This is a genomic window from Methylocaldum marinum, from assembly GCF_003584645.1.
Lineage (GTDB): Bacteria > Pseudomonadota > Gammaproteobacteria > Methylococcales > Methylococcaceae > Methylocaldum > Methylocaldum marinum.
The window spans coordinates 3,467,043-3,493,837 of the sequence record NZ_AP017928.1 but is presented as its reverse complement, the minus strand read 5'-3'; the positions used below and the strand labels follow the sequence as shown (position 1 = coordinate 3,493,837).

Genomic DNA, 26,795 nt, shown 5'->3' with positions numbered 1-26,795 from the left:
CCCGCACACCCTCTTATGGAAGATGACCTTGCGGTCGAACCGGGGTTCCTTCCCGGAGGCGAGCAACCGGCCTGGCCGGTCGATGCGGCGAGCGAATCGCCGAGCAAATGCCGAAGCCCGGATATCTAATAGTGCATCGGCCGGTAACGTGACGCTCGGCATGGCCTTCAACCCCATCGACGTCTTTCTCTTTCTCTTGGTTCTGCTCGGCATCCGGGGCGGATGGCGGCGCGGTTTCGTTTTGGGCTTTCTCGGTCTTCTGCGCTGGTCGGGGAGCTTGCTCGCGGGCTGGTTTCTGTATCGGCCGGTGACGGATTGGCTGGCCTCGAAATCCGGTTGCTCGAGTGTCTGGCTGCAACCCGCCGCGTTTCTCCTGATCGTACTGCTCGCGAGTCCGGTCATCGGCCTGATCGGAAATGCGCTGATCAAGCGCTTGCCAGACGGGTTTAATCGAGGGATATTCAATCGCCTCTTCGGTGCGCTGCCGGGACTGGCAAACGGGCTCGTCGCGGCGGCCATCGCTGCCGCCTTGCTGTTTGTGGTACCGTTGCCGGAAAGTCTGCGCGAAGCGGCTCGCGACAGCGGGACGGCCAATCGTTTGGCGGTGCTGGTCGAACGAACGGCCACGGCACTGACGCCGATTTTCGAAGACGCGCTAACGCAGGGGCTCCATCGCCGCTATCCGAAATCCGGCGAATTCATTTCGTTGCCGTTCAAGGTGGAAACACCCCAGGCTAAACCGACCTTCGAACGGCAAATGCTCGAACTTGTCAACCGCGAGCGGGCGGCTGAAGGGCTTTCGCCGCTGAAGATCGATCCCGCCCTGACCGAGGTGGCGCGAAGACATTCGTCCGATATGTTCGCCCGCGGTTATTTTTCTCATTACACGCCGGAAGGCAAAAGCCCGTTCGACCGCATGCGCGAATCCGATCTGCGGTTTCTCATCGCCGGGGAAAACCTCGCCTTCGCTCCCAGCGTCGCGATCGCCCACGCCGGCTTGATGAACTCGCCCGGCCACCGCGCGAACATCCTGCGGCCGCAATTCGGGCGGGTCGGCATCGGCATCATGGACGGCGGCGTTCACGGTTTGATCGTGACCCAAAATTTCCGAAATTGAGCGGCCAGCGATTCAAGCAATTGCAGATCAATTCGTGTAGTGTACCGTTAAAGAATCGGGCAGGCGTGCAGACGCCTTCGCTCGCCATTCAAGGTGGGCTTTATCTTTTCGCAGTTGGACTTCGCCGCGCCGGAGAATGTCGAACATCCAAACAGAATTTCTTACTCAGGAGTATGCAGCTTGATGCCGTTTCCCATTGTTGGCATCGGAGCTTCCGCCGGCGGACTCGAAGCCTTGTCGGAATTTCTGGCCGGCCTTCCCGCCACCAGCGGTATGGCTTTTCTGTTGGTCCAACACCTCGATCCCCACCACGAAAGCGTCCTGACGCAGATCCTCGCGACCAGAACGGCCTTGCCGGTCCAGGAGGCGACGGACGGGCTCGCGGTCGAACCCGACCACATCTATATCATCCCGCCCAATGCCATCATGACCCTGGTCCAGGGTCATCTGGCTCTCGGCGCTCGCAACGGGCTTCCCGTGCCGCCCATGCCGGTCGACCGTTTGTTTTATTCTCTCGCGGAAGAGCAGGGCGCCAATGCGGTCGGGGTCATTCTCTCCGGCACGGGCTCGGACGGCGCGCTGGGGATACAGGCGATCAAGGGTTCCGGCGGTATCACCTATGCCCAGGACCAAGGCTCGGCCAGATTCAGCGGCATGCCGAAGGCGGCGGTGGATCTCGGCGTGGTCGATCGGGTGCTGTCCCCGCGCGAGATTGCCCGCGAACTCGCTCGCCTCGGCGGCCATCCGTACCTGAAGGTGGACAGCACCGCTTCCGCCGGGGAACCTCCGCCCACGGACGAGGAAACGCTCAAGCGGATCTTTCGCCGCCTCCGCAACGTCTGTGGTGTGGACTTCACGCACTATAAGCGCGGCACCGTGCAGCGGCGGCTCGCGCGCCGCCTGGCCCTGCACGGATTAGATACGCTGCCGGAATACCTGGCTTTGTTGGAAAGCGACGCGGAGGAAACCCAGGCCCTGTTTCAGGACCTGCTGGTCCAGGTGACCGATTTCTTCCGAGATCCCGAGTTGTTCGAAGCGTTGAGCCAAACCGTCTTTCCGCGCTTGTTCGAACGGCGTCCGTCTCAAGCTTCGCTGCGGATCTGGGTTCCGGGTTGCGCCAGCGGCGAGGAGGTCTATTCCATCGCCATCTGCCTTTTGGAGTTTTTGGGCGAGCGCCTGACCCAGACCCCGATTCAGATTTTCGGCACCGATCTCAGCGAGGCCGCCATCGAGAAGGCGCGTACCGGACTTTACCTGGAAAATATCGCCCGCCACGTCTCCGCCGAGCGGCTCCGGCGTTTCTTCGTCAAGGTCGGCGGCCACTATCAAATTACCCGCACAATCCGCGATTTGTGCGTATTCGCCCGCCACGACGTCGCCCGCGATCCCCCTTTCTCGCGACTGGATCTCGTGAGCTGCCGCAACCTCTTGATCTATCTCGAGCCGGCCCTGCAGAAGCGGGTGATTCCGCTGTTCCATTACGCCTTGAATCCGGGCGGATTTCTCGTGCTGGGACCGTCCGAAACCATAGGCCCTTTCTCCGAGCTGTTTAGTTCCGTCGACAAGCGGCTCAAAATCTATTCCAAGGCGATCCTGCCCGGACAGAAGAATCACCTGGCGTTGCTGGACGAGTATCCGGCGATGCCGGACCGTGCCCGCCCGAAACTATTGACGCTGTCCAGCGAACCCGTGGAGGCGGAGCGCTTGCAACGGGAGGCGGATCGCTTGGCCATGGCCCGCTACGTTCCGCCTGGCGTCCTGTGCGATTCGGAGATGAACGTGCTTCAGTTCCGGGGCGAGACCGGTCCGTATCTGGCGAATCCGACCGGTCCTCCGACTTTCAAGCTGCAGAAGCTGGCGCGGCCGGGCCTCCTCATCGACCTCAGCAGCGCCGTCGAGCAGGTCCGCAAGGAAGGGGCTCCGGTGCGGCGGGAGGGCGTGCACGTGGAAGGGCCGGACGGCACCTGCGCGGTCAATATCGAGGTACTGCCGATTCGGATCGCCGGGGCGGAAAACCCGTGGTTTCTGATTTTTTTGAAGCGCAAGCCTCCCTGGTACGGGGCCGGGGCACAACCATTGTCGGGGAGTTTTGGCGTTCGTTGCGGAGCCGAATGGGCTCGGGGAAACGCGCGGAAAATTACCCGCCGGAAAGCGAAAAGGATCGCCAGATCCGGAGGCTTACGCAGGACCTCGAAGCGGCCCGCGATTACATTCGGGCCATGCTGGATGCACACGAGACGACGGTGGAAGAACTGAAGGCAACGGAAGAGGAACTGCTATCCAGTAACGAGGAGTTCCAGAGTACCAACGAGGAACTCGAGACCGCCCAGGAAGAGCTGCAATCGAGCAACGACGAACTGCGCGCCCGCAACCGCGAACTCAACGTGCTGAACGACGAGATGCGGCAGGCGCGCGATTTTGCGGAGGCAGTCGTCGAAACCATGCGTCAGCCGCTGCTCGTGCTCGACGGCGATCTCCGGATTCAGCAGGCGAACCGCGCCTTCTACCGGAACTTCAAAACCACGCGCGAAGCGACCGAGCAGGTCCGGCTCTACGAATTGGGCCATGGGCAATGGGACATTCCCGCCCTGCGCCGGCTTCTCGAAGAGGTTTTGCCCGCCCAGGCCGCTTTCGAGGACAAGGAGGTCACCCAGGCCTTTCCCGAACTCGGAGAGCGGACCCTGCGCCTCAACGCGCAGGTGTTGCGCTGGAGCGACCAGGAGCGCATCCTCCTGGCGATCGAGGATATCACCGAGCAACGGACGGCGCTGGACGCGCTCAAGACGGTCGATCGGCGTAAGGACGAGTTTCTGGCCATGCTCGCCCACGAATTGCGCAATCCTCTGGCACCCATCCGCAACGCCCTGGAAATCTGGCGGCGCGGCGATGCCGGAGAAGCGGCGGAGAAGCAGGCCCAGGCCATGCTGGATCGCCAGCTCCGCCTGGAGGCGCGGTTGCTCGACGATCTCCTCGATCTGTCCCGCATCACCCGTGGAACAATCGTGCTTCAGAAACAGCCGGTCGATCTGACGCATCTAGTGGCGCAGGCGGTCGACGACGCCCGCTTTCAGCTCGACGCGCATCACCATCGGCTCGGCTTGTCGCTGCCGGAGCACGGCCTGTCGGTCGATGGCGATCCGGCCCGATTGCAGCAGATCGTCTCGAATCTTCTGAGCAACGCCGTCAAATACACACCGCCCGGCGGTGACATCACCCTGACCCTGACACACGATGGACAGGAAGCGGTGCTCAAGGTCGCCGACACCGGCATCGGCATCAGCCCGGAACTCCTGGGTTCGATTTTCGACCTCTTCGTGCAGGCCGACAAATCCCTCGATCGTGCCCAAGGCGGCCTCGGCATCGGGCTCACGCTGGTTCGCCGCCTGGTCGAATTGCACGGTGGACAAATAAATGTACGCAGTGCCGGGGCGGGCAAGGGAAGCGAGTTCACGGTGCGCTTGCCGGCTTTGCCGAGAACGGCCGTCCCGGCGGCTCCCGCGGAAACGGAAGCGACCGAAGGACTGCCCCTCATGCGCTACCGTATTCTGGTCGTCGACGACAACGCGGACACTGCGGGAAGTACCGCATTGTTACTGCAACTCGAAGGTCACGAGGTAGAGACGGCGTACGACGGCCCGGGTGCAATCGAAGCCGCGAAGACGTTTCACCCCCAGATCGTCCTGCTCGATATCGGATTGCCGGGTCTGGATGGCTACGAGGTGGCCCGCCGTCTGCGGGCGCTGCCCGAGTTGGAGGGGGCGTTGCTGGTGGCGATGACCGGCTATGGACAGGATGAAGACCGCGACCGATCCCGGACCGCCGGATTCGATGGGCACCTGGTCAAACCGGTCGACCTCGACCGGCTCAAAGCGTTGATTTCTCATCCTGGTCATCGGGTCGGAACTCCTCAAGTCCATTAAACCTACAAACGGCAGTTGACTGCTTCGATGGCGTAGAAACGGCTTATGGATTCCGATCGTCCTCCCTTCCACCGATTTCACCGCTTGGGTGAAGCCGCTACTTACCCGATTGCACGGCGGGCGGCCGGTTGGCTGGCGGGCAATTGGTCAAAGGCGGCGGGTTTGGCGCCATCGGAGACATTATTGTCGGGGTGTTCGGTGCCGTGTTGGGCGGTGTTCTGTTCGATGTCCTGGGTTTGTCCGCCGGGGGCGGCAGGCTTGGGAGCTTGATTATCGCGACGGTTGGCGCCGTAGCCTTCTTGCTTCTGTTGCGTCTGATCAGAAAGGATTAGGTGCCGGCAACGTCAAAAAGTCGCCTGCGCACGCTGGCGACACGGTGCAAAACCTTCCCGGTCGTACTCGCTCTAATTCGATGAAGGACTAAACATGTTATTCCCCCCGTTTTTAGGATAGGGATAGATGATTGATGGATTGCTCAACCTTCCCGGATGGGGACTTATTGCCATTACCCTGGCCCTGACCCACGTCACCATTGCCAGTGTGACCATTTTCCTGCATCGTCACCAAGCGCATCGCGCCCTGAATCTCCATCCTGTCGTCAGCCATTTCTTCAGATTCTGGCTGTGGCTGACCACCGGTATAGTCACCAAGGAATGGGTGTCGATTCATCGCAAACACCACGCCCATTGCGAAAGCCCGCAAGACCCTCACAGCCCCCGCGTCTTCGGCATTCGGAAAGTGCTGTGGGAAGGCGCCGAGTTATACCGGGCCGAAGCCCGCCACGTCGAAACGCTGGACCACTATGGCTATGGCACCCCGAATGACTGGATCGAACGGAACCTTTACAGCCGCTATCGAGGCGGGGGTGTTGCCCTGCTGTTCGTCATCGATGTCGTGCTATTCGGCCTGTACGGCATCACGGTGTGGGCGGTGCAAATGCTCTGGACTCCCTTTTGGGCGGCGGGCGTGATCAACGGCCTGGGCCACTACCGGGGCTATCGCAATTTCGAAACCCCGGACGCCTCCACGAACCTGTTTCCCTTAGGGCTCCTCATCGGCGGCGAGGAATTGCATAACAATCACCACGCGTATCCGGCCTCGGCCCGTCTCGCCCATCGCTGGTGGGAATTGGACATCGGCTGGGTCTACATCCGCCTGATGCAAAGGTTTCGGCTGGCCGAGATCCGCCGCACGGCCCCTCGAATCCGCCTCGAGCGCGCTCCCAAACCGATCAACCCGGCCACGGTCCAGGCCGTAATGCGCAACCGCTATCATATCCTAGCTTTGTACGGGCGTCGCGTCGTGCTCCCCGTACTGCGGCACGAGTGGAAGGCCGCTCCTTCCGCGCACCGGCCGCTGCTGCGTAAGGCAAAAACGCCTCTGGTTCGGGAGGGCGTCGAACTCGATGAAACGGCCTGCCAAACCTTAAAGCAGGCGCTGGACTTGAGCCGGACGCTTGAGACGATCTACCGTTCCAAACACGACCTGAAACAGCTCTGGATCCGATCCGCCAGCCATTACGAAGCCCGCGTGCAATTGCTCGAGAACTGGTGCAGGCAGGCGGAAGACACCGGCATCGAGGCCTTGGGCGACTTCGCCCGACTACTGCGCCGATATACGCTCCCAAGAGCCTAAGTACATTCAGGAAAGTCCTACGGCATACGAACCGCTCATTGCGCAGAATTGCCAGGGATTCGATTGGATGGGTCGAAACACGCTGGGCGACTTGAAGTCATGCGGCCGTGGTTTCGAAACGTTCGTAGTACATCGCTTTGCGCGGAAGTATTCGTCGGCAATCCTTTGCCGACGTGTTGCACTCGCGTTCCGCGAAACTTTCTGGGATGTACTTAGAGCGTTTTCATCTCGCTCGTGCGGCAAAACAGGCTTGGCGGAAGTCGTTGGCGTCTTCGGAGCGGGCGAATTACTTCAAACATTCGTAGGTCGGCAATCCTTTGCCTACGAAGACGCTCGGCCGGGACGTGGCGTCGGGAAAGGATTCCCGACCTACAGGGTGCTACATTCGTAGGTCGGCAATCCTTTGCCGACGAACCCGTTGGCCCAACTGCACCGTATCCACAAGGCTGGCGCCCTTGTTCACCCGGGTCGGCGGCCAACGGGCGCCGGCATTACTCCATGTGGCGGGGGACACTATCAAAGGCGTCGTTTACAGTGTTATCGGTACCGCACTGATTCAGGGGGTTTTGGTTGGTATCGGGTTGTGGAACGCGGGCGCCCCCCGCGTCCTGTTGCTCGGCGTGCTGGCGTGCGTTCTGTCTCGGCATTTTTCTGGGTCCGACCTCGCTGGCCATAGCCTATGCCTCATTTCGGGAGTGGAGCTCCCGAGAAAAAGCTTTGAGTTAGGGAACGGACCTAGCGAAATAATGGTGTCGAATCCCTTGCAAGAAGACTCAATCTACAGCGAGGGCGGCGACGCGATGATCATGCTCAACCAATAGGTATCGGTCTTGTAACAATGCCAGAGTTGTGTTTCCTCGGTGAGTCGGGCGAAGAGTTGGCCATTGGCGTAGACCACTCCATCGGCAACGGAGATTTCATCGAACGGGCCGAAGGTTTCCGAGGCGTTTCCCAGCGCATCCTCAAAATGGATCGACGTCCGGTCATGGCAGGCGTACTGGGTGAAGTGCTGCTGGCCTTGCATATCCCAGAAGTGATTGCTGAATTTGGCGACCACTGTTCTGTTGGGCCCTTGGCTGATGAAATTGCCGGTGATTCGGAAGAAAGGCGCCGGTGCGAGCTTGGTGGTTTTCGCTAGCTGCTCGGACTCGAAGATCAGACTGATCATATCTTGGCTCATCTGCATAATGCTTTCATTTCGATTAGACTGCTGAGGTTTCGTCGGTTCATGCGGCATTCCGATGAAGTCGCAGAAAGTTCTCGAAGCGGCGCGGGTGATCGTCGGGAGCATCGACAAGCCGACCGCGCTTCGTCATATCGATGTCGTTTAAAATGGGAGCTTGTGTCCTCTACAAGAACCCGATGCGGGCGAGTCTGGCAGTCTCGATAGGGCCCGGAACCGGGCCGCCTTTCTTGCTATAACAATTAACTAGCAATAGACCCGCCATCGACGACAGTCATTCTCCCCTTCCGAACAATGCAAAGAAAGTGGATCTGGATTCTTGCCATCGGCGTGCTCGCTGCCGCCGGTGGAATTTATTGGTGGCGCGAAGGTCCTGTCACGGTCACGGTCGTGACGCCGACTCGCGGGCCCGCGGTGGACGCGATTTACGCGACCGGCACGGTGGAGCCCACGGTGATGATGCCTATCGCGCCACGGCAGGCAGGATATCTGGCCGAACTTAAGGTCGATGAAGGCGATCGGGTGCGTGAGGGACAGGTGCTGGCGCGGCTCGACGACCAGGATTTGAGGAACACGGTCGAGGAACTGGCCGCGCGGGTGGAGTTCGCGCGTGCGCAGCATCAGCGCCTGCTGGAGCTGGTAAGGCGCAATGTCGTTGCCAAAGCCGAGCTGGACCGGGCCCGCTCCGATCTGGACGCGGCCGAGGCGGTGCTGGCGCGTGCTCGCGCTCTGCGCGACTTCATGACCCTCACGTCGCCTGCCGACGGCCTGATCATCCGGCGCGACGGCGAGATCGGCCAGTTCATTCCGGTAGGGCAGGCCTTGTTCTATCTCTCCTGCTGCGCACCCTTGCGCGTCACCGCCGAGGTCGACGAAGAAGACATTCTGCGGGTGCGCGTGGGGCAGAAAGCAGTATTGCGTGCCGATGCGCTGCCGGACCAAGTGCTCGACGGCGAAGTCAGCGAAGTCACGCCTAAGGGTGACCCGGTCGCACGCAGCTACCGGGTCCGCATCCGGCTTGCCGAACCGGAGAAGCTGCGGATCGGCATGACGGTCGACGCCAACCTGGTCGTTTCGGAACGGGAGAACGCCCTGCTGGTACCGTCAACGGCCATTCAGAACGGCGCTGTATGGGTGGTCGAGGACGGCAGGCTGCACCGGCAGCCGGTACGCACCGGCGTGGCCGGCGCCGTTCGTACCGAAATTGTCGAAGGACTCGCGCCGGACGCACGGGTGGTCGAGACGCCCTCGGAAAACCTCCGCGAGGGCCGCGCCGCCCGCATCCGATCGTCCTCGTCCGCGTCGGTATCCTGATGCCCATTCAGCTCCAGGTGGCTCTCATGCACCTCACCGGCCGCAAGCGCCAGACCCTGGTCTCGCTCACCGGGGTAATCCTGGGCGTCGCCTTCTTCCTGGCGGTGTCTTCGCTGATGCGCGGCTCCGAGAAGGACTTCATCAAGCGTCTCATCGACAACAGCCCGCATATCACGGTTTACGACGAATACCGCTTGCCCCGGACCCAGCCGGCGGAGCTGCGCTGGGCGGACGGCGCGGTGCGGGTCAGGAACGTCAAGCCGCAGACCGAGACGCGCGGTATTCGCGGATACCGGGAGAAACTCGAATTCGTCGAAGCCATGTCCGGTATCCAGGTGGCGCCGGTGCTGGTCGGCTCGGCCGTACTCGTGTTCGCCGGCCGCGAGGAAAGCGTCACCCTCTCGGGTGTGGTGCCGGCCAGGATGAAGACAGTATCCACGCTCCAGGAGAAGATGATCGACGGCTCGATCGACGCGCTCGACGTCAATCCGAACGGAATCGTGATCGGTACCGGGCTGGCGCAGAAGTTCAGCCTCGGCCTGGGCCGCAACGTCAACGTGGTGGCGGCGAGCGGCGCCAGCCGTCCGATGAAGGTGGTCGGCATTTTTCGCACCGGCAACGCGAATTACGACGAGACCCAGACGTTCACCCTGCTGAAGCGCGCCCAGGTGATGTTCGACCGGCCCAATCGGGTCAATCGGCTGATCATACAGCTCGACGACCCTTATGCGGCCCGCGAAGCCGCCCAGCGCATCGAAGCCTTCGCCGGCTACAAGTCGGTGTCTTGGATCGAAGCCTCCGAGGACATCTTGAGCGTGCTGATCGTACGCAACATCATCATGTACAGCGTGGTGTCGGCGATCCTCATCGTGGCGTCCTTCGGGATATACAACACCCTGTCGACGATCGTGATGGAAAAGACCCGCGATATCGCAATCCTGAAATCCATCGGCTTTCACGCCCGCGACGTGCGGCTCATCTTCCTGCTCGAGGGAACCATCATCGGGGTGATAGGCAGCGTGTTCGGGCTGCTCTTGGGGGCTGGACTCATGAGAGTCCTGGCGGCTATCGAATTCAGGCCGCCCGGCGTCACGGAAAAAGTGCACATGCCGATCTGGTGGGGACCGGAACAATTCGCCCTCGCCACTGCTTTCGCGCTGGTCTCGTGCATTCTCGCTGCCTATCTGCCGGCGCGCCGCGCGGGGCGCGTGCATCCGGTCGAGATTCTGCGGGGTGCCGCATGACGCCGGTTCTGCGCGCCGAACATCTCGTGCGCAAGCTGGCCGGGGAAGTTTCGGTGACCCTGGTGGAGGACATCAACCTCGAGATCGAGCGGGGCGAGTTCGTCTGCATCATGGGGCCTTCCGGCTCCGGCAAGTCCTCGCTGCTCTACCTGCTCGGCCTGCTGGACGTTCCGACCTCGGGGCGGGTGTGGCTGGACGGCGAGGATACTTCGGCCTACGGCGAGAACGAGTTGGCGAATCGCCGGCTGGAGAAACTGGGATTCGTGTTCCAGTTCCATTTCCTGCTCGCCGAGTTTTCGGTGCTCGACAACGTGACGCTGCCGATGCGGCGGCTCGGCAAGCTCGGCGATGCCGCGATCCGTACGCGCGGCATGGAGTTGTTGGCTCGGCTGGGCGTCGCCGAGCAGAGCGCGAAACATCCGCACCAGCTTTCGGGAGGGCAACGTCAGCGGGTGGCCATCGCCCGCGCGCTGGCCAACGATCCCCTGGTGGTTCTGGCGGACGAGCCGACCGGAAATCTCGACTCGGTATCGAGTGCCACGGTGCGGCAGATTCTCCACGATCTGGCGCACCAAATGGGCAAGACGGTGGTCGCCGTGACCCATGACGTCTCCTTTGCAGCAGCCGCCGACCGGCGCATCGGCATCGTCGACGGCAAAATCAACGCGGATTGGCGACCGGCTTAGGTTCGCTCGAAACACCGGGTCTATCCGGCCGCCTCGGCGGCGCGATCGAAACCCGGTCGCTTGCCGCGTGTTATCCGCTTTTACGGAAATCTTTCCCGGACCGGCTTCGGTTTTTTCCGAAATTCAGCGGATAGGCATAGGAACAGCGAGTAGGTCGGCAATCCTTTGCCGACGCCGCCGGGCCAAGGGTTCGTCGGCAAAGGATTGCCGACCTACGACGGATTCCGTCCCTTCCGGCACTTCTCCGGTTTTTCGGTTTCAATCTCCTCGACCGAGTCCCCCTCGTACTCGACCTCCACGCAAGCGCCAACCACCAGGGGGCCTTCGTCTTCCTCCAGCTTGGTTTTTTCCGTCACCACGACCTCGCGACCGCCTATCGTCCAGGTGCCGACCTTGCCTTCGGGACGCTTTTCAATGGTGCCGTAAAACTCTTCGCCCGCTTGAATGCTCGGCGATGCCGAGAGGACGGTGCCGGCTAGCAACAGCATGCCTATCAGGTGTTTCATCGTTCGCTCCTTTTTGAATGGTCCCGTTTTTTTGGACAATCATCGCGTGCCGAAAATTCGTCCATCCGAGTCGGGCTGATCATCATAAGCAATGCATTTTTGTAGAGTGGGTTAGGCCGGAAGGCCGTAACCCACCGAGCAACTTTGAATCGGTAGGTTACTACGATGAATGTTCACTCGAATGCCGAATGGAATAATTCTCCGGTCGCCGATATGCCTGACGACCGAAGTAGCCGTTTCCGAGATCATTCCTCTTTCAGGTGGCGGACGCCGGACCAGGTGACCACATGGGATAAATCCATCCGCCGCAGCAGTTCCCGGATCACGGTCTCCACCCGATCCGGCTCGTCGTAAAACTCGACCACGAGGGGCAAATCCAGGGACAGGTCGACCAGTGAGGCCGTGTGGATTTTTCCGTCCCGGCCGAACCCCGTCATCCCCCGCAGCACGGTGACCCCCGCAACCATCTCCTCGTCATGCAGGAATTTCATGAGCTTGGACAGAAGGTGTTCGCTCTCGTGGAGATAAATCCGCGCTACGGTGACTTGCTGACATGCCATAACCAGTTACCCATGAGTGTGCCCAACCAGACCGCCGCGACCCCGAGCAGGGCGTTCACGGCGAAGATGCTCAATAGACCCTGAAATTCCGCCCGAATTTCAGGCAACTGAAACGCGAGCCACAAGGTCGCCGCCAGGGTCATCGCACCGAGCAGGCTGATCAAGACAATCGCCCGGTACAGGGTAGACAGATCGAAGTAAAGAAAAACGAATTCGGCCGCTGCGGCCAGGATCAAGGCGATGCTCAGCGCGAGCGCCAGGCCGCCGTATGGAAACCCGTGCCCCAGCCAGGGATAGAGATCGGCGGCAAAGATCTGCCGGCCCAGCACCAGGCCGATCCAGACTGCCGCGAGACACAACACGGCGCTCAAGAAAATATTGAGTCCCGCTTTCGCGAGATTGCCATCCTCGAACAAGTACAAGGTCTCGAGGGCAAAGGTCGAGAAGGTCGTGTAGGCGCCCAGGAACCCGACCAGAATCGCCGCCCGGTATTCGACGGCCAGCGAAAATCGTTGCAGCATCAGTTCGGTCAGAAATCCCATCAGGAACGAGCCGGACACGTTCACGAACAGGGTGCCGTGAGGAAAGCCTCGCCCCAGCCAGGCGTAGATGCCGGTGGCGACCAGGTAACGCGTTACGGCTCCGGCCGAACCGCCCAAGGCGATGGCGAAGAGTTGGCTCATCATATCTAATTCAAAGCTCGAATCATCAACACGATGCCGGCGATGGCCAGAAAACCCGCGAAGACGCGGCGGTACCTGGCTTGCTCGATGTGCGTGTAAAGCATCTCGTCGGTCAGCAGAAAAACCAAGGCGCCGACGACCAGGTAGATGGCATTTTCGGCGAACCGCACATCGATCTGCGACCGGCTGAACAGCCACAAGGTGAGGATTTGCACTACGGCGAAAGTGGCGTAGGAAGCCGCGACGGTGACGCGGGCCACATCCTTTTCGTAATCCTTGTGGTGTACCAGCGCCGTGAGAAGCGATCCGCCCAGATTGCTGAGCCCGTGTATAACGCCCATGGTCGCGAAGTAAGCCTTTTCAAATTTCATCAGGGCGTTGATGGCGCGGGTCACGGACGGCGAGTATTCCTTCAGGGCGATGAGCAGCAGAAACAATCCGATCATTAAGCCGATATTGATCCGGGTATGAGTCACCAGGAACAGGAAGAGCGCGATGGGCGGCAGCGTCAGAAACAGCACGTTCCGGTAAAAGACAAAATCGATGTGGGCATGGTGCTTGGCGATTTGCAACAGATTGATGGCGATCGAAATCGGCAGCAGCACGATGAGCACGTCCACGAATTCGTAGCCGAGCAGCAACAGGATAGGCGTGCCGAACAGCAACACCCCCGCGCCGAAAATGGATTGAACAATGGCCGTGGCGATCACGGTCAGCAGAATGTCGACCGACATGAAATTCCCCCAGATTTGATCTCGTTGGCTTCCGCCACTCGTTATTAACCCGGCCTATAAATATAGGCCGGGTTAATCCGGGGCAGGGATGCCCCGGCGCGGCGACAAGCCGCGTGAGCCCAGACCGGGCGTGTACGGGCCTGATTAATAAACCGGCTTCGCGCAATCAGAATGGAAACCGCTCTATCGCGCGCCATTGTAAACCTACAGGTTACAGAAGGTACCGGAATGCGTGCGTGAGAGCGGGTGCTTTGCCGGCTCGCATCTCTTTTCACGAAGCCGCTCGTGATTCGATCGGGTGACGGTGGCATCGGCGCCGCTCCGAAGCCACCGGGCGTGCATCGGAATTCACGGTCACAGCCTCTCCGCCGCCGGCGTCAGGCACCTAGGCGATCGCCGGCGGAGAGCGCTTCGGCCGGCGCTACCCGTCTGCCGTCGACCGTAATCACGTCGAGCCGAAGCCACGCGTCCGCGCACGCGGCCCACACCTCGTCCCCGAAGGCCTTGGCGATCGTTCCCGGGGGCGCGGAACTCTGCTCTCCCGTCGGCGAGGTTTTCACGATCCCGATTTCGCGATCGCCGACTCGTGTTTTGGGCGCTCCCCATGGCGACGGGAAGGGGAAATAACAAAAGGCACGGACGAAGCGGTCGACGTCAGCCGCGGGACGATTCCAGTGGAGGGTGCCGCCGTCGGGGACGACACGACCGAAATACTCGCGCTGGGTGAGGTCCTGTTCGATACGGGGAATGGAGGACGGGTCGAAGGCCGCCGTGGCGACCAGGGTAAAGAGGAGAGCGAGGCCCTCTTCGGCGCAGCGCAAGCCAACCGAAAGAGCGGTTTCGCTTTCGGCCAGGTCGAATAGTGTTTGATAGGCGATGGGGCCGGTATCGATGCCGGCGAGCATGCGATGAACGGTGACTCCGTAGCGGCGCTCGCTGCGGAGGATGGCCCAACTCGGCGCGTAAAGGCCGGCATAGCGCGGCAGCGGGCCGGGGTGCAGGTTGAACGCGCCTATCCGGGGGGCCTCCAGAACTGCGCCATCCACGATGTGGAGCGAATGGACGTTGAGCAGGAGATCCACTTCCCGCTTGCGCAGGACTTCGGCAAAGCCCGCGGTCCTGACGCTCGATGCCGGAAACAGCGAATGCCCGCGCTGTTCGGCGTAGGCCCACACGGCCGATCCGTGGCTGTCCGGCGGCGAGGTGAGCACCATCGCGATGCGGTGTTCGGTCTTCTCCAGTGCCTTCAAGGCGCGCAGTCCGGCACCTTCCTCGGCCACCAGGGCGATGTTCAGGCGATAGCGTGCGTTCACAGTTGCCATCCTTTTGCATTCCGTGCAAATTGTATAGTCGTCATGAGTAGTTCCTTTACCATGAAAATTCGAGATCTTTATCTTATTCCGTTTCCGGGGATTCCGGAGGCGGTGAACGGGGCGAAGAGTCGTCGGGCATTTCGGAAGCGCTGGCGCTGCCTGAGCGATGGAGGTCGTAGGGCAATACGAAAGTATCGAACAAGGCCGAAAAAGGCAGGTCGAAAACAAGAACGGTCGTCACCAATCCGTTCAGCCAGGCGGGCGCCGAACGTTCGCCGCCGAAAATATCGCTCATCTCTTTTACGTCTTGCCGAACGCCGGGATAAACCGTCCATTCGTTTTCAAGTACTTCGGTTCTTGCGCGTATGCTCGTGCAACCGGTGGCGAGAGCCATTACGAAAACGACAAGGGCCCATTTTCCAACGTCAGCTTTCATCAGGTTTCCTTAAATTTCCTCAATAAAAATGAATAAGGGTTTTACGGATATTTGGAAGCCGAGCCTTCAAGCGCTGGCCGATCGAACCGTCCGATTCGGGAGAAGCGAAGAGCGGGGCGGTAGCGGCTTCCGAAGTGAAGGCGGTCTCCCGGCAAACATTTGAACCGGTTGTCTGCTCGTGAAGACGCGCGGATTCCGCCATTGGTTCGAACACCATAGTTGTCAAGCTAGGGCAAACTAGCGCTTTCTGTCAAATTTCGTCAATAAGGCGTGATCCGAGCTTTACTTGGCCGGCTCGGCCATTCCATCATTTTTGTCTCTGCGCGAGCAAGCCCATTAAATCGGCGATATTCCGGCCGAGCGCACGCAATGGCTGAGTTTCTAGCTTGGTTATTCGGCGAAGCGGGAGAACCCGCTTCCGGCGGTGGGGTGCCCGTCGTCCGGCGACCGTTCCGCTTACCTATGCTTTCGGGCTTCATCGATCGAGAACGAAGTCCACGAAAACGCCGGTACCGATATCGAACTCACCGATGACCCGGACAATACCGGGGCGGTAATCATCATAGACGATCACGTGGACATGGTCCGCCCTGTCCCTCGGATGCCGGATGAGCCAGGTACCCGGCGGAACCTTGGCGCGCATCCGATAACAGTCGCCGGGAGGCGGCTGGTGTCCGGCGGGACGGCCGGGATACCAGACGCGGCACCCGCCCGGCGGCGGATAATGCCCCGGCGGGATAGCGAGGCGGGTGTAGCCGTGTTCGTGGAAGTAAGGGTCATGGCCATTGTCCCGCCAGTCCTTCCCGCCATCGCGGTGCTTTTTCTCCTTCCAATCCTTACCCCCCTCCCAGTGCTTTTCCTCCTTTAGCTCCATTCCGGGGTAATACCGGTCTCTTTCCTATTTTCCCGACTTTCCACCATCCCGGTGCTCTTCTCCTCTCCAGTCCCTATCCGAGTAATACCTGTCCTTACCCTTGCCGGACTCGTCCCTTCCTTCGTCCGCCACTGCCGCGCCGAAGCAGCAAACGGCAAGAGCGACGGATAACATCAGCCTGTTCGACAGTTTCATTGTTTTTCTCCGAAGCGCCTGGATCAGCACCGTGGGTTGGCTTAGGCAAATATAGACGTTATTTTGGGAGACGGTGCGATCGTCGCGGCTCGTTGCTCGGCGCAGTCCCCGCGCCCGGTTTGCTGTGGGGACGAAGCGGGCGAATTCGGCGATCGGCGTGGCGCCTGCGAGTCCTATGCGCCTAAAGGAGCGATCTCGCACCACGGCCGGTCGGTGCACGTGACGATGGCGTCGAATAATCTAATCGCCGCATCATATCACCTGGCGTAAAAATGAGCGGGGCTTGCTCGTTATCAAGCCTCCACCTGACAACCAGCAGGTCAGCAAGAAGCCATGTGACGTTCAGCTCAATCGGTCCGTCAATAGTGACGAACCAACCCAACCACAACACCAAGAATAGTGAAGTCCTCGGTAGGTTGGATCGCTGCGTAGTTTTGATTCTCCGGCAACAATATCGGCCGTCCTTGGTCGAGCCTGAGCCGTTTGAGTGTTAGTTCGCCTTCAAGGACCGCCACTACGATTTGTCCATCCAATGCGGTTGACTGCCTTTCAACAACGACAATGTCCTTTTCAAGGATACCTGCGTCCACCATGGAGTCACCTTTAACCCGGATCAACATAGTATTGGTCGGGTCACGGATCAGGTAGGAATCTATAGACAAATCATCAAGAATGGCTTCCTCCACAGGGCTGGGCAGGCCCGCGTGCAGGTTCTCACCGATAGAGCGTTCGAAAAACCTCTTGCCTGGTCGTAGCCGTCGATCTGGTGCGCTATCGAGGAACTGTTGTTCCTTCAACCGGCCAATCATCTGCGCAACGGATGCCTTGGACGATAGCCCAACCAACCGTCCGATCGCGGCATACGACGGCAAGGTCTTATGCTTAGCGTAGTAGCTACGCAGCGCCGCAAGGTATTGACTATCCGAAGGCATGCTCGTTCGCTACCGAACGAACGTTCGGTAGTCAATAGGGACGCTACATGACAGATAACAATGCCATTCCGGATTCTTACGATGGGCGCGAGCAGGCGCTGATCAAGCACGAACTGCTCAGAAGCTACCTTCAACAACTGTTTCGAATTATTGGAATGAGCGCTGGACGTAATAGACGCATTGATCTCTGCTACGTCGACTGTTTCGCTGGTCCATGGGGCGATGACTCCGAAGACATGGAGGGCACCTCCATTGCAATATCTCTGCGCACTTTGGATGCCTGTCATCAGACACTTGCCAGCCATGGCATCGATGCCAACATCCGTGCACTCTATATTGAGAAAGATCCGCCCGCATTTGCTCGTCTCGACTCTTATCTATACGGCAACACTCCCAAAGGTATTTGCTCAGAGTGTTGGAAAGGAGATTTCGTAGATTTGCGCGACAAGCTTTTGCAGTGGGCAACTCGGGATGCTTTCGTGTTCTTCTTCATAGACCCGAAGGGCTGGAAGGAAGTCGGCATCAAGATTCTACGTAGGTTGCTGCAGCGTCCGCGTTCGGAGTTTCTCATCAACTTCATGTATGACTTTGTGAACCGCACCATGTCGATGGGGGACTGGCAGCAGGAAATGTCGGAACTCTTGGGCGAAACGATAAACCTCGATGGAATGTGCCCTAAGGAAAGGGAGCAATTGATCCTGAGGACCTACCGCGAGACTTTAAAGCGCTGCCTGCCTGTTCCTAAGCCTGAGTACCGGCTGAGATCGGCCTATGTTCGAGTGCTGGATCCGACCAAGGAGCGTCCCAAGTATCACCTTGTCTATCTCACCTCTCATCCGCAGGGGATTGTGGAGTTCATGACGATTTCGGAACAAGTTGATCTAGTACAGAAGAAAGTGCGAGCCCTCAAAAAAGGCGTCGAGCGGGAGCGGCGCACAGGTACACCAGATATGTTTGGCGCGGAAACGTTCGTTGATCAGAGTGCCGGGCATGTCAGCCCAGAAGACGTAGATCGTTTTTGGTTGGGCTATCTGAAGTCAGGTATTCGCCGTATCGGTCGTAATGAATTTGCCGACATCCTAGAAGAAACAGACTGGTTTCCCCGCGATCTACAGGCTTCGTTGGTCCGCCTCATAAAACGCGGTTTAGTATCCAACCTGGATGCGGTTGGCCGTCGACCCAAGAAACCGCTGCACTTTGAAAAAGGTGGCGAGCGTTTGCAACTAGTGGAGCGAGCAACATGAGTGGTAACAGCAAAATCGAATGGACCGAGCAGACATGGAATCCAACTGTCGGTTGCACAAAGGTTTCCCCCGGTTGTAAGAATTGTTATGCCGAGTCCATGGCTCTCCGCCTCCAAGCTATGGGCTTAAAGGGCTATGAGAATGGATTCCGCCTCAGTTTAAGACCTGAGCGTCTCTTGGAACCCTTGGGTCGGCGTAAGCCGACGATCTACTTCGTGAATTCAATGTCTGATTTGTTTCATGAAAAGGTGCCGTTCGATTACGTCGCACGTGTTTTCGACATTATGAGGGAGGCCGAGCAGCACACCTTCCAGGTTCTTACTAAGCGTGCCGAACGCATGGCCGCATTCTGTGCAGGGCGAGAGATTCCGCCCAATATATGGCTTGGAGTCTCCGTGGAGAACAAGCGCCATGGTCTGCCGCGAATCGACGCGCTACGCAACGTCAATGCAACAATTCGATTTTTGTCCATCGAGCCGTTGCTTGAGGATCTAGGTCATATGGATTTAACCGGAATCCACTGGGTCATTGTCGGTGGCGAATCCGGTTCTCGTGCTAGGCCGATGCGCGCCGAGTGGGTCGATAACGTTCGTCGCCAATGCTTGAATGCAAACGTTGCGTTCTTCTTCAAGCAATGGGGTGCTTGGGGTGCCGATGGGCAGAGGCGATCGAAGAAAGCGAACGGCCGTTCGTTGGGCGGTCAGGTTTGGGATGCAATGCCTGCATAGCGCCGTCGGTTTGCGGGCACCAACGCTCCCACTTGAAAATCTCTGCCATCGGAAAGTTGGAGGGTTCCCCGTCAATGAGGCTCTAGAGCGGCTGTCGGATTGGTTTACGGTTTGTGGGAGCGGCCTTTAGCCCGCGATCGGCAGCCATCATTTCCGTCGATTCAGCCGCCCGCGTGCATCCGTGCCTGATAAGTCTGCATGCCGCCCGAAAGCACCTTGACCTGAAGGCCGTTCTGCATCAACAGCCGGAATGCGTAATAAGCTCGTTGTCCGACGCCGCAGATCAGCCAGATTTCGCGGTCCTGTGGAAGCTCGTGAAGGCGATCGCGCAGGGTTTCGAGAGGCAGGTTTCGTGCGTTCGGGATGTGGCCGCCGGCAAACTCGGTTTCGCTTCGAACGTCCACCAGCAGGGCAGGGGTGGTCGCGAGTTCTTCCCAATCCGCCAGGGGCAAATCCCTGCGCAGATGGTTGGCGGCGATCATGCCGGCGAGGTTGACGGGGTCCTTGGCGGCGCCGAACTGGGGGGCGTAGCAAAGCTCCAGGTCCTCCAGGTCGAACACCGAAGCTCCCTGCATCATGGCCGTGGCGATGACATCGATGCGCCGCGCCACGTCGAGTTCGCCCACGGCCTGGGCGCCGAGAATCCGGCCGTCGGTCTCGGAGAACAGCAGTTTCATGTGGATCGGCTTGGCGCCCGGGAAATAGCTCACATGGTGGCCGGGATGCAGAAAGATTTCTTGGTAATTCATCCCGGCCCGCCGAAGCTGTTTTTCGTTGGCGCCGGTACACGCGATGGTGAGACCGAACACTTCACACACGGCGGTTCCGAGCACGCCCTCGAATTTCAGGGGAGGCGGCGTACCGTCGTCGCCGTACGAGAAATGATGCAGAATGGCGGTGGCCGCGACACGCCCCTGGCGGTTGGCGGGGCCTGCCAAGGGAACGAGCTGCCATTCCCCGGTGACGCGATTTTTCACTTCGACCACGTCGCCCACGGCCCAGATGGCGGGATCGCTGGTGCGCATGTATTCATCGACGCGAATGCCGCCGAGGGCGCCCAGTTCCAGGCCGGCGTCGGCCGCGAGTGCCGATTCCGGGCGCACGCCGATGCCGAGGATGACCAGATCGGCGGCAATCGTTTCGCCCTTGGATGTCAGCACGTTCAAGCCGCGTTCCGGGTGTCTTTCGAATGCCGCGACGCCTTCGCCCAGCCTCAGGCTGACGCCGCGGGATTTCAGCCGTTCGGCGGCATAGGCCGCCATTTCGGGATCCAGCGGCGGCAACACCTGATCGGCCAGTTCCAGCAATGTGACCTCGAGCCCCAGGCCGACCAGATTCTCGGCCATTTCGAGGCCTATGAATCCGCCGCCCACGAGCAGCGCGCGCGAGGCATTGGCCGCCGCTGCCTTGATCTTCCGGCTGTCGGGAATGGTACGCAGCACGTGAATGCCGGGCAGGTCGATTCCGGGCAAAGGCGGACGTACGGGTTTGGCGCCGGTCGCGAGGACCAGCGCATCATAAGGCTCTTGTCGCATTGCGCCGGTTTTGAGATCGCGCATCTCGATCGTCCGGGCGTGCCTATCGATGCGGGTGACCTCGGTTTCGGTGTGTACGCCGATGTTGAAACGGTGCGTGAAAACGTCGGGACTGGCCACCAGCAGCTTGGTTTCCGACTCGATCACGTCGCCCACGAAATAGGGCAGGCCGCAATTCGCGAAAGACACATGCGGTCCGCGCTCGAACACGAGAATCTCGCAGGTCTCGCAGAGCCGGCGCGCCCGCGCCGCGCAGGTGGCGCCGCCGGCCACGCCGCCGATGATGAGGATGCGTCTATTCGGGGTGTTCATGAAAAATCTCCGGGGCGAATCAGAAGTTGCCATGGCATTCACGAGGGAAAGCCCGAGGTGCAGCGCTCATTGTAGCGTTCGCAGCATGGAGAGCACACCGCCCGGGCCGGAACGGCAGCGATGAAGCCGTCGCTTCGGCGGCTGGGGCGCGCGCCGTTTCAGGTGCGGCAGCCTGTCCGACGATCAGGGAAGGTTTCGCCGTGCCCTGCGCCGCGCGGCCACGGGTTCTCCCCCTTCACCGTCTAGGCCATCGGCTGGAAGGAATTTCGCGTCAGAGAACGTCCCGTCGTCGCAGGCCAGGGTTCGTTCGGAGGCTCTCGGACTATTGCCGATGCGGCCGATGCCCGGCGGGGACGTTCTCCGTCGCCCACAACGAAGATCGCAAGCGTGTTTTGCTCGCGATACGGGGTTCATGCATCAGTCAGCGTGTTTCTTCACCCAGGCTACATACCGGTCCATCCAGTCTTGCAGAAAACCCTTGCTCGCTGCGCCGATATTTCCGCCTTCATCGAACAGACCTTCCCGGACTTGAATGAACGCTTCCGGTTGCCCCAGTGCCGGCACATCCAGGTAGGCGAGAACATTGCGCAAATGCTGTTGTGCTATGGCCGTGCCGATGGTGCCGATTGATGCGCCCAACACGCCGGCGGGCTTGCCCGCCCAGGCGTTTTGGCCATAGGGGCGCGATGCATGGTCGATGGCGTTCTTGAGCACCCCGGGAATCGACCGGTTGTATTCGGGTGTGACGAACAGCAGTCCTTGGGCGGCCCTGATCTCGTTCTTGAGCCGCTTGACCGGTTCGGCCGGATCCGCGTCGTCGTCCTGGTTGTAGAGCGGCAAGTCGCCGATTTGTACCTGCCTGAACGAGAATTCCGGAGGTGCCAGCTTGACAACGGCATCGGCCAGTTTTCGGTTGAACGACTCCTTGCGAAGGCTGCCGACGATGACTGCAATCTGATATCCGCTCATGATGATCTCCTTCATCGACTCTATTGGACTCTTATAGGCAGAAGGAACTAAGCGCGGTAAGGCCGTTCCGGGTAAGGGCCGATCACTTCAGTTCTTCGATCGCGAAGCGGTGGTAGCGGTGCGCGAAGTCGAACGGTACGCGGCGGATGACGTTTAGCGCGCGTGCCGTCTCGGTATCGCCGGGCGCATAGATCAGCAGGAACGCCGAGCCTTGCCTGGCCGCATCCAGATGGGCTTTCACAGCCTCGTCGGCCCAGCCCAAACGCGCCAGAAAGCCCGTATTCTCCGCGAGATTGCGCCGAGCGGCGGCCACCACTTCTTCACACGTAAAAAGCTGGCAATCCGCTTCATCGTACCCGCCGGTCATGAGATCGCGCTGCACCTGCCGCGCATCTTCCTCTTTCGGTAATGCGACCACGAGATAGCCGAGCGGATAAAAGATACCGAATTCCGTCATTTGCGAGAAATCCCGCGACTGATTGCCTGGATCCTGATGGCTCATGATGCATCCTCGATTAGGGTGACGTTAACAGTCCATTAGACAGCCGAATGAGCGAATCTGACCACGAGTCCGGATAAGGATTTTTCGTGCCGGGCAAAGCGCGGCGTTACCCGGCGCAAGGGGGATGGCCTTGGAAACCAAACCTGCGCGCAATGGCGGTTTCCGTGACAGGCGGGACAAGATAGGCCGGATGACGAAAGAATCCCGGCAAGCACGCGGAAATGCCGGGTTTCGGGTCCCGAACCAGCCTACCGATCCAGGCTAGTTCTTGTGCATGCGGTGCATTGCGCCGTGCGGATGTCCCGGCACGGCATCGTGGCCGTGTTCGGTGATCTGGGCGTCGAACCAGCGGTGAACGGCGGCGATCAGGGCCGGATCTTCGGACGAATAAGCGATCTCGGCGCCGTTCGGCAGCTCGCGGTATTCCACCCCGAATTTTCCGGACGGGGCGCTCCTCAACTCGGCGAGGCCCGGCATGTCCTCGCCGTGGATGCGCGCCGGGTCGGAAAAATCGCCGCGGGCGAAGTCCTGGGAAATCTTGGTGAGGTGCTGCCGGATGAGTTCGATCTGTCCGGCATCGGCGGGGTCCCGAACCACGACCTGCTGCACTCCGCCCGTTTCGGTCTTGGTGAAAATGTGCTGGGTTTGCTTGAGGTCGAAAGGCATGACTTCGGCCCCGCGTTTGGCGACTTCCTCGATCCGTTCCGGACTCGCCGTCTGTGCCGGCGCCGTCGCGGGCAGCCCGAGGGCGAGGACAATTCCGGCCAAGGCCCGGAGGCGTTGATTGCAGTTCTGCATGACACGTTCTCCTTTCAAGGCGTTGAACAAAATAAAAGGCCGGGTATCAGCGCCCGGCGTTAAGATGAGCGCTCGCCGGACAGCATTCTTCGTAGCTCGGCACGCCCGTGCGGCGCTCGTACCAGGCGCGGCTGCGGTTGACCACGCCGACCGCGAGCAGCATCACCGGCACTTCGATCAGGACGCCCACCACGGTCGCCAGGGCCGCGCCGGACTCGAAGCCGAACAGGGCGATGGCGGTCGCCACGGCCAGCTCGAAGAAGTTGCTGGCGCCGATCAGCGCCGAGGGACCCGCCACGCAATGGGGGGAGCGCACGGCGCGGTTCAGGAGATAAGCCAGTCCCGAGTTGAAAAACACCTGGATCAGGATGGGCACGGCCAGGAGCAGGATCACCATCGGCTGAGTCAGGATTTGCTCGCCCTGGAAACCGAACAGCAGCACCAGGGTGGCCAGGAGGGCGGTCAGCGAGATGGGCTGCAGCGGTTTCAGCAGCCGGTCCAGACGGGCGTATCCGTCCCTCTGGCGCAGAACCGCCATGCGCAGGATATTGGCCAGGATCAGGGGCACGACGATATACAGCATCACCGAAAGGAGCAAAGTGTCCCAGGGCACGGTGATGGCCGACAGTCCCAGCAGCAAGCCGACGATGGGCGCGAAGGCGAAGATCATGATGACGTCGTTGAGCGCCACCTGGGTCAGGGTGTAATGCGGCTCGCCGCGGGACAAATGACTCCAGACGAACACCATGGCCGTGCACGGCGCGGCGGCCAGGAGGATCAGCCCGGCGATGTAGGCATCGATCTGATCGGCCGGCAGCCAGGGCCGGAACAACTGGCCAATGAAAAGCCAGCCCAGGAGCGCCATGGAAAACGGTTTCACGCCCCAGTTGACGAACAGGGTGACGCCCACTCCGCGCCAGTGCTGCGCTACGCCTTTCAGCGCCTTGAGGTCCACCTTGATCAGCATCGGGATAATCATCAGCCAGATCAGCACCGCAACCGGCAGGTTGATCTGTGCAACCTCCAACCTTCCCACCGTCTGAAACGCTTCGGGGAAAAGGTGCCCGAGACCGATGCCGGCGACGATGCAGAGGAATACCCAGACCGTCAGATAGCGCTCGAACAGGCTCATGCCCTTGGATTTTTCGCCCGGCCCGCGATCGGAGGGGTGGGCGCTTCGGGGTTTATTCCGCGATTTCTGTTTGTTCATGGCGGTAGTTTCACTTGATCCTTATCAACCGGATTCCGACGCTTGGGATACGACTTCAATTTCGTAGGATGGGCAAAGGCCGACAGGCCGTGCCCATCATCTCTCGCTGATTGATCCAACAGGCCCTCACCCAACCCTCTCCCAGAGGGAGAGGGCTTATTCAGAGCTTCCTTAAAGAGGTTCCGTGCCGATCCGATTCAGCGCCTCGGCCAGTTCCGGCCGGGACATCGTTTCCACCGGCAGCGCCAGCAGCCGGCGGATGCGCTTTTCGAGCGCCGTGTAAGTCGCTTCGAAAGCGGCTTCGATGGTCTCGGGACTGCCGGTGACTTGGGCCGGGTCCGGCAAGCCCCAGTGTCCGCGAACGGCCGGTCCCAGGTAAACCGGACAAGCTTCCCCGGCGGCCGAATCGCACACCGTGATGAAGATGTCGATCGGCGTACCCTCAAGCGCGTCCCAGGATTTGCTGGCATAGCCTTCGGTCGGCAGGCCATGGCGCGCCAGCGTCGCCACGGCGTTCGGGTTGACCCGGCCGGTCGGATGGCTGCCGGCGCTGAAGGCGCGGAGCCGGCCCTGCCCTAAGTGGTTGATCAGGGCCTCACCCAGGATGCTGCGGCAGGAATTGCCGGTGCAGAGTACGAGAACGTTCAGCGGAGGCGGGTTCACGGATGGATTCCTTATTTCGAAGGGCTGCAGCAGCTCGAGGCGGCTTTGATCTGTATGGCCGTGTCCTTGCCGAACGTGGGGATGCTGCTCAACGAGTGAAAGGCCTCCCAGGCGATGCCTTGGGGATCGACCGTCCAGTATTTGTCGGACTGGGCGTAGCAGCAAGCGGCCTGTTTTTGCGCCTCGACCGGCAGGGCGGCGTCGCTCAGGCCGCGGTTGACCGCTTCCAGTTCCTCGCCGGATTCGACCTGGAGCCCCAGGTGATCCAGGCCGAGCCGGCTTCCCCGCGCGGAAATGGCGAAGTTGATGCGGGGATCGTCCAGCATCCACTTGGCATAATCGTCTTTCCGGACGCTGGGCTCGGTTTGGAACAAGGCGCTGTAAAAGCGGATGTTCTTTTCGAGATCGTCGACGGCGATATGGACATGGAATCTTTTCATGACGAATGCTCCTGTTCGGGAAGGTCGGTAGGTGTGCAGGGTTTGCCCCCGCAGCAGTTTTCGGTCAGAAAACCGAGCAGCTCGTTCATGGTCCGGAAGTTGGCCGAATAAATGACGTAACGGCTTTCCTGCCGGGAGGAAACGAGACCGGCATGGGCGAGTTCCTTCATGTGGAAGGACAGCGACGAGGGCGGAATGCCCAGCGTTTCGCCGATTTTTCCGGCGGACAGGCCTTCCGGCCCGGTTTGTGCCAGCAGGCGGAAGATGGCCAGGCGGGATTCTTGAGCAAGCGCTGCGAGGGCGGTGACGACTGATTTAATTTCTATAGTTCAAATATTATAGAAATATAAAATATATGCAACCGGCTTTTGTTCAAGGCGATACTCAATTGGTATTTGCGGAGGCGTGCATTCTCTTCTCTCGTTCCCAATCTCCGCACGGTGGGTTAGGGTGCGCGCCGGAACCGCCGAGCTTCGAAAGGTTCGGGCGGGCGCACCTAACCCACCCTACAAATCGAATGCCTTATCGAAAGCGATTTGGACTTGTCCCGGCCCTACCGTCCGGATCTCAGCTTCTGTGGAACTGAACGCTACACAAGACCGGAAAACGCGTTAATCCATCTGCTCGCGCAGTTCCTTGGCTTTCGTCTCGTAGAATCTCGCAGAAGCTGCGTTTCCGGCTTCTCTGAAACGGGTTGCCGCCCGGGTGGCCGCTTTTTCCGCTTCATCAAAGGCGCTGATGAAGTTTTGGCGATCCTCGGAAGGTTCAAGATGCCCTTGGGCGAATCGCCCTGCCATGTAGCCTTCGGGTTGGTCGATCACGCCGAAATCCAAATTACCATCCTTCATACGGCCAAAGAAGAAACGCTTGGCCGTCCCGTCGCGGAATTCCTTCAAGACGCCGAGCCCATCGGCATATCCCTCGCGGCATTCCCCGTCCCATCGCGTGGAATTATGATCCCAGCCATAGGGGACGTTGAAGACACATCTGCCGGACGCCGCCGCTTGAATAGCGAGGCTGAAGAGCAGAATTCCCGCTGTCGAGAAGGTCGATAGTTTCATA

At 60.1% G+C, this 26,795-nt stretch carries 29 protein-coding genes and 1 pseudogene; 11 read left to right on the top strand and 19 right to left on the bottom strand.

Translation table 11 applies throughout. From position 1 onward, the window contains the following. The first annotated feature begins 160 nt into the window (after nt 1-160). From sS8_RS15330 to sS8_RS15310, 5 genes are all read left to right on the top strand, one after another. Nucleotides 161-1,117: a CvpA family protein gene (locus sS8_RS15330; RefSeq protein WP_119630370.1), complete on the top strand. Its 957-nt coding sequence runs from the start codon at nt 161-163 to the stop codon at nt 1,115-1,117. Nucleotides 1,118-1,300: 183 nt separating this feature from the next. Next, nucleotides 1,301-3,373, top strand: coding sequence for a chemotaxis protein CheB (locus sS8_RS15325; protein WP_119630369.1), 2,073 nt, complete (start codon nt 1,301-1,303; stop codon nt 3,371-3,373). Next, the gene (locus sS8_RS15320) at nt 3,361-5,037 is read left to right on the top strand and encodes an ATP-binding protein (RefSeq protein ID WP_170161101.1); all 1,677 of its coding nucleotides are present in this window, start codon (nt 3,361-3,363) and stop codon (nt 5,035-5,037) included. The genes sS8_RS15325 and sS8_RS15320 overlap by 13 nt, the downstream gene beginning before the upstream one ends. A 128-nt stretch (nt 5,038-5,165) precedes the next feature. Continuing rightward, entirely contained in the window at nt 5,166-5,369 is a 204-nt protein-coding gene (locus sS8_RS15315) for a GlsB/YeaQ/YmgE family stress response membrane protein (protein WP_119630367.1), read from the top strand. Between the two features lie 127 nt (nt 5,370-5,496). Further along, nucleotides 5,497-6,672 carry a DesA family fatty acid desaturase gene (locus tag sS8_RS15310; protein ID WP_119630366.1) on the top strand — a complete coding sequence of 392 codons (1,176 nt, stop codon included), beginning with the start codon at nt 5,497-5,499 and terminating at the stop codon, nt 6,670-6,672. Between the two features lie 778 nt (nt 6,673-7,450). Here the strand turns inward: sS8_RS15310 and sS8_RS15300 are convergent. Then, nucleotides 7,451-7,858, bottom strand: a complete 408-nt coding sequence (locus tag sS8_RS15300) for a hypothetical protein (RefSeq protein WP_119630364.1) — start codon at nt 7,856-7,858, stop codon at nt 7,451-7,453. 291 nt (nt 7,859-8,149) lie between these two features. Here sS8_RS15300 and sS8_RS15295 point away from each other — a divergent pair, with 291 nt between their 5' ends. The 4 genes and pseudogenes from sS8_RS15295 (at nt 8,150) to sS8_RS15285 (ending at nt 11,099) form a co-directional block, all read left to right on the top strand. Further along, complete coding sequence (locus sS8_RS15295) at nt 8,150-9,169, top strand: efflux RND transporter periplasmic adaptor subunit (protein ID WP_119630363.1); 1,020 nt, start codon at nt 8,150-8,152, stop codon at nt 9,167-9,169. Next, nucleotides 9,169-9,918: pseudogene (locus sS8_RS29995) on the top strand (ABC transporter permease); the annotation flags it as partial. The gene sS8_RS15295 and the pseudogene sS8_RS29995, both read left to right, overlap by 1 nt. Nucleotides 9,919-10,008: 90 nt before the next feature. Continuing rightward, on the top strand, nt 10,009-10,413 hold the full coding sequence (locus sS8_RS29990; RefSeq protein WP_408631179.1) for an ABC transporter permease: 405 nt from the start codon (nt 10,009-10,011) through the stop codon (nt 10,411-10,413). Further along, nucleotides 10,410-11,099 carry an ABC transporter ATP-binding protein gene (locus sS8_RS15285; protein WP_119630361.1) on the top strand — a complete coding sequence of 230 codons (690 nt, stop codon included), beginning with the start codon at nt 10,410-10,412 and terminating at the stop codon, nt 11,097-11,099. The genes sS8_RS29990 and sS8_RS15285 overlap by 4 nt, the downstream gene beginning before the upstream one ends. A gap of 212 nt (nt 11,100-11,311) precedes the next feature. Here the strand turns inward: sS8_RS15285 and sS8_RS15280 are convergent, their stop codons facing one another. The 9 genes from sS8_RS15280 to sS8_RS15235 form a co-directional block, all read right to left on the bottom strand. Then, nucleotides 11,312-11,605, bottom strand: coding sequence for a DUF5666 domain-containing protein (locus sS8_RS15280; RefSeq protein ID WP_119632824.1), 294 nt, complete (start codon nt 11,603-11,605; stop codon nt 11,312-11,314). A 245-nt stretch (nt 11,606-11,850) separates the two neighbouring features. Then, the gene (locus sS8_RS15275; protein ID WP_119630360.1) at nt 11,851-12,165 is read right to left on the bottom strand and encodes a DUF190 domain-containing protein; all 315 of its coding nucleotides are present in this window, start codon (nt 12,163-12,165) and stop codon (nt 11,851-11,853) included. Continuing rightward, the gene (gene crcB, locus sS8_RS15270) at nt 12,141-12,851 is read right to left on the bottom strand and encodes a fluoride efflux transporter CrcB (protein WP_179952372.1); all 711 of its coding nucleotides are present in this window, start codon (nt 12,849-12,851) and stop codon (nt 12,141-12,143) included. The genes sS8_RS15275 and crcB overlap by 25 nt, the downstream gene beginning before the upstream one ends. Nucleotides 12,852-12,853: 2 nt before the next feature. After that, nucleotides 12,854-13,582 (bottom strand): TSUP family transporter, encoded by a 729-nt coding sequence (locus tag sS8_RS15265; RefSeq protein WP_119630359.1) that lies wholly within the window; start codon nt 13,580-13,582, stop codon nt 12,854-12,856. Nucleotides 13,583-13,959: 377 nt separating this feature from the next. Then, entirely contained in the window at nt 13,960-14,895 is a 936-nt protein-coding gene (locus sS8_RS15260) for a methionyl-tRNA formyltransferase (protein ID WP_170161100.1), read from the bottom strand. 82 nt (nt 14,896-14,977) lie between these two features. Continuing rightward, entirely contained in the window at nt 14,978-15,331 is a 354-nt protein-coding gene (locus sS8_RS15255; RefSeq protein WP_119630357.1) for a YceK/YidQ family lipoprotein, read from the bottom strand. A gap of 475 nt (nt 15,332-15,806) precedes the next feature. Further along, on the bottom strand, nt 15,807-16,205 hold the full coding sequence (locus sS8_RS15245; protein ID WP_119630355.1) for a hypothetical protein: 399 nt from the start codon (nt 16,203-16,205) through the stop codon (nt 15,807-15,809). Between the two features lie 24 nt (nt 16,206-16,229). Continuing rightward, entirely contained in the window at nt 16,230-16,400 is a 171-nt protein-coding gene (locus sS8_RS28170; RefSeq protein WP_170161099.1) for a hypothetical protein, read from the bottom strand. A 359-nt stretch (nt 16,401-16,759) separates the two neighbouring features. Next, the gene (locus sS8_RS15235; RefSeq protein ID WP_119630353.1) at nt 16,760-17,332 is read right to left on the bottom strand and encodes a LexA family protein; all 573 of its coding nucleotides are present in this window, start codon (nt 17,330-17,332) and stop codon (nt 16,760-16,762) included. 47 nt (nt 17,333-17,379) lie between these two features. Between sS8_RS15235 and tcmP the strand changes: the two genes are divergently transcribed. Beyond that, complete coding sequence (tcmP, locus tag sS8_RS15230; protein WP_119630352.1) at nt 17,380-18,576, top strand: three-Cys-motif partner protein TcmP; 1,197 nt, start codon at nt 17,380-17,382, stop codon at nt 18,574-18,576. Further along, entirely contained in the window at nt 18,573-19,304 is a 732-nt protein-coding gene (locus tag sS8_RS15225) for a DUF5131 family protein (RefSeq protein ID WP_119630351.1), read from the top strand. Before tcmP ends, sS8_RS15225 begins: the two co-directional genes overlap by 4 nt. Nucleotides 19,305-19,465: 161 nt before the next feature. On the opposite strand, the gene sS8_RS15220 is transcribed toward sS8_RS15225, so the two are convergent. From sS8_RS15220 to sS8_RS15180, 9 genes are all read right to left on the bottom strand, one after another. Further along, nucleotides 19,466-21,151 carry an FAD-dependent oxidoreductase gene (locus sS8_RS15220; RefSeq protein WP_119630350.1) on the bottom strand — a complete coding sequence of 562 codons (1,686 nt, stop codon included), beginning with the start codon at nt 21,149-21,151 and terminating at the stop codon, nt 19,466-19,468. Nucleotides 21,152-21,568: 417 nt separating this feature from the next. Then, nucleotides 21,569-22,120 (bottom strand): NADPH-dependent FMN reductase, encoded by a 552-nt coding sequence (locus sS8_RS15215; protein ID WP_119632822.1) that lies wholly within the window; start codon nt 22,118-22,120, stop codon nt 21,569-21,571. An 82-nt stretch (nt 22,121-22,202) separates the two neighbouring features. Next, nucleotides 22,203-22,622, bottom strand: coding sequence for a hypothetical protein (locus sS8_RS15210; RefSeq protein WP_232020327.1), 420 nt, complete (start codon nt 22,620-22,622; stop codon nt 22,203-22,205). A gap of 261 nt (nt 22,623-22,883) precedes the next feature. Then, nucleotides 22,884-23,420 (bottom strand): aspartate carbamoyltransferase, encoded by a 537-nt coding sequence (locus sS8_RS15205; protein ID WP_119632821.1) that lies wholly within the window; start codon nt 23,418-23,420, stop codon nt 22,884-22,886. A 46-nt stretch (nt 23,421-23,466) separates the two neighbouring features. After that, on the bottom strand, nt 23,467-24,630 hold the full coding sequence (gene arsB / locus sS8_RS15200; RefSeq protein WP_456299268.1) for an ACR3 family arsenite efflux transporter: 1,164 nt from the start codon (nt 24,628-24,630) through the stop codon (nt 23,467-23,469). Between the two features lie 171 nt (nt 24,631-24,801). After that, nucleotides 24,802-25,293 (bottom strand): arsenate reductase ArsC, encoded by a 492-nt coding sequence (locus sS8_RS15195; protein WP_119630348.1) that lies wholly within the window; start codon nt 25,291-25,293, stop codon nt 24,802-24,804. Between the two features lie 11 nt (nt 25,294-25,304). Continuing rightward, on the bottom strand, nt 25,305-25,733 hold the full coding sequence (locus sS8_RS15190) for an ArsI/CadI family heavy metal resistance metalloenzyme (RefSeq protein ID WP_119630347.1): 429 nt from the start codon (nt 25,731-25,733) through the stop codon (nt 25,305-25,307). After that, nucleotides 25,730-25,987 carry an ArsR/SmtB family transcription factor gene (locus sS8_RS15185; RefSeq protein WP_456299283.1) on the bottom strand — a complete coding sequence of 86 codons (258 nt, stop codon included), beginning with the start codon at nt 25,985-25,987 and terminating at the stop codon, nt 25,730-25,732. The genes sS8_RS15190 and sS8_RS15185 overlap by 4 nt, the downstream gene beginning before the upstream one ends. Nucleotides 25,988-26,344: 357 nt before the next feature. Then, the gene (locus sS8_RS15180; RefSeq protein WP_119630345.1) at nt 26,345-26,794 is read right to left on the bottom strand and encodes a hypothetical protein; all 450 of its coding nucleotides are present in this window, start codon (nt 26,792-26,794) and stop codon (nt 26,345-26,347) included. Nucleotide 26,795 lies beyond the last annotated feature (1 nt).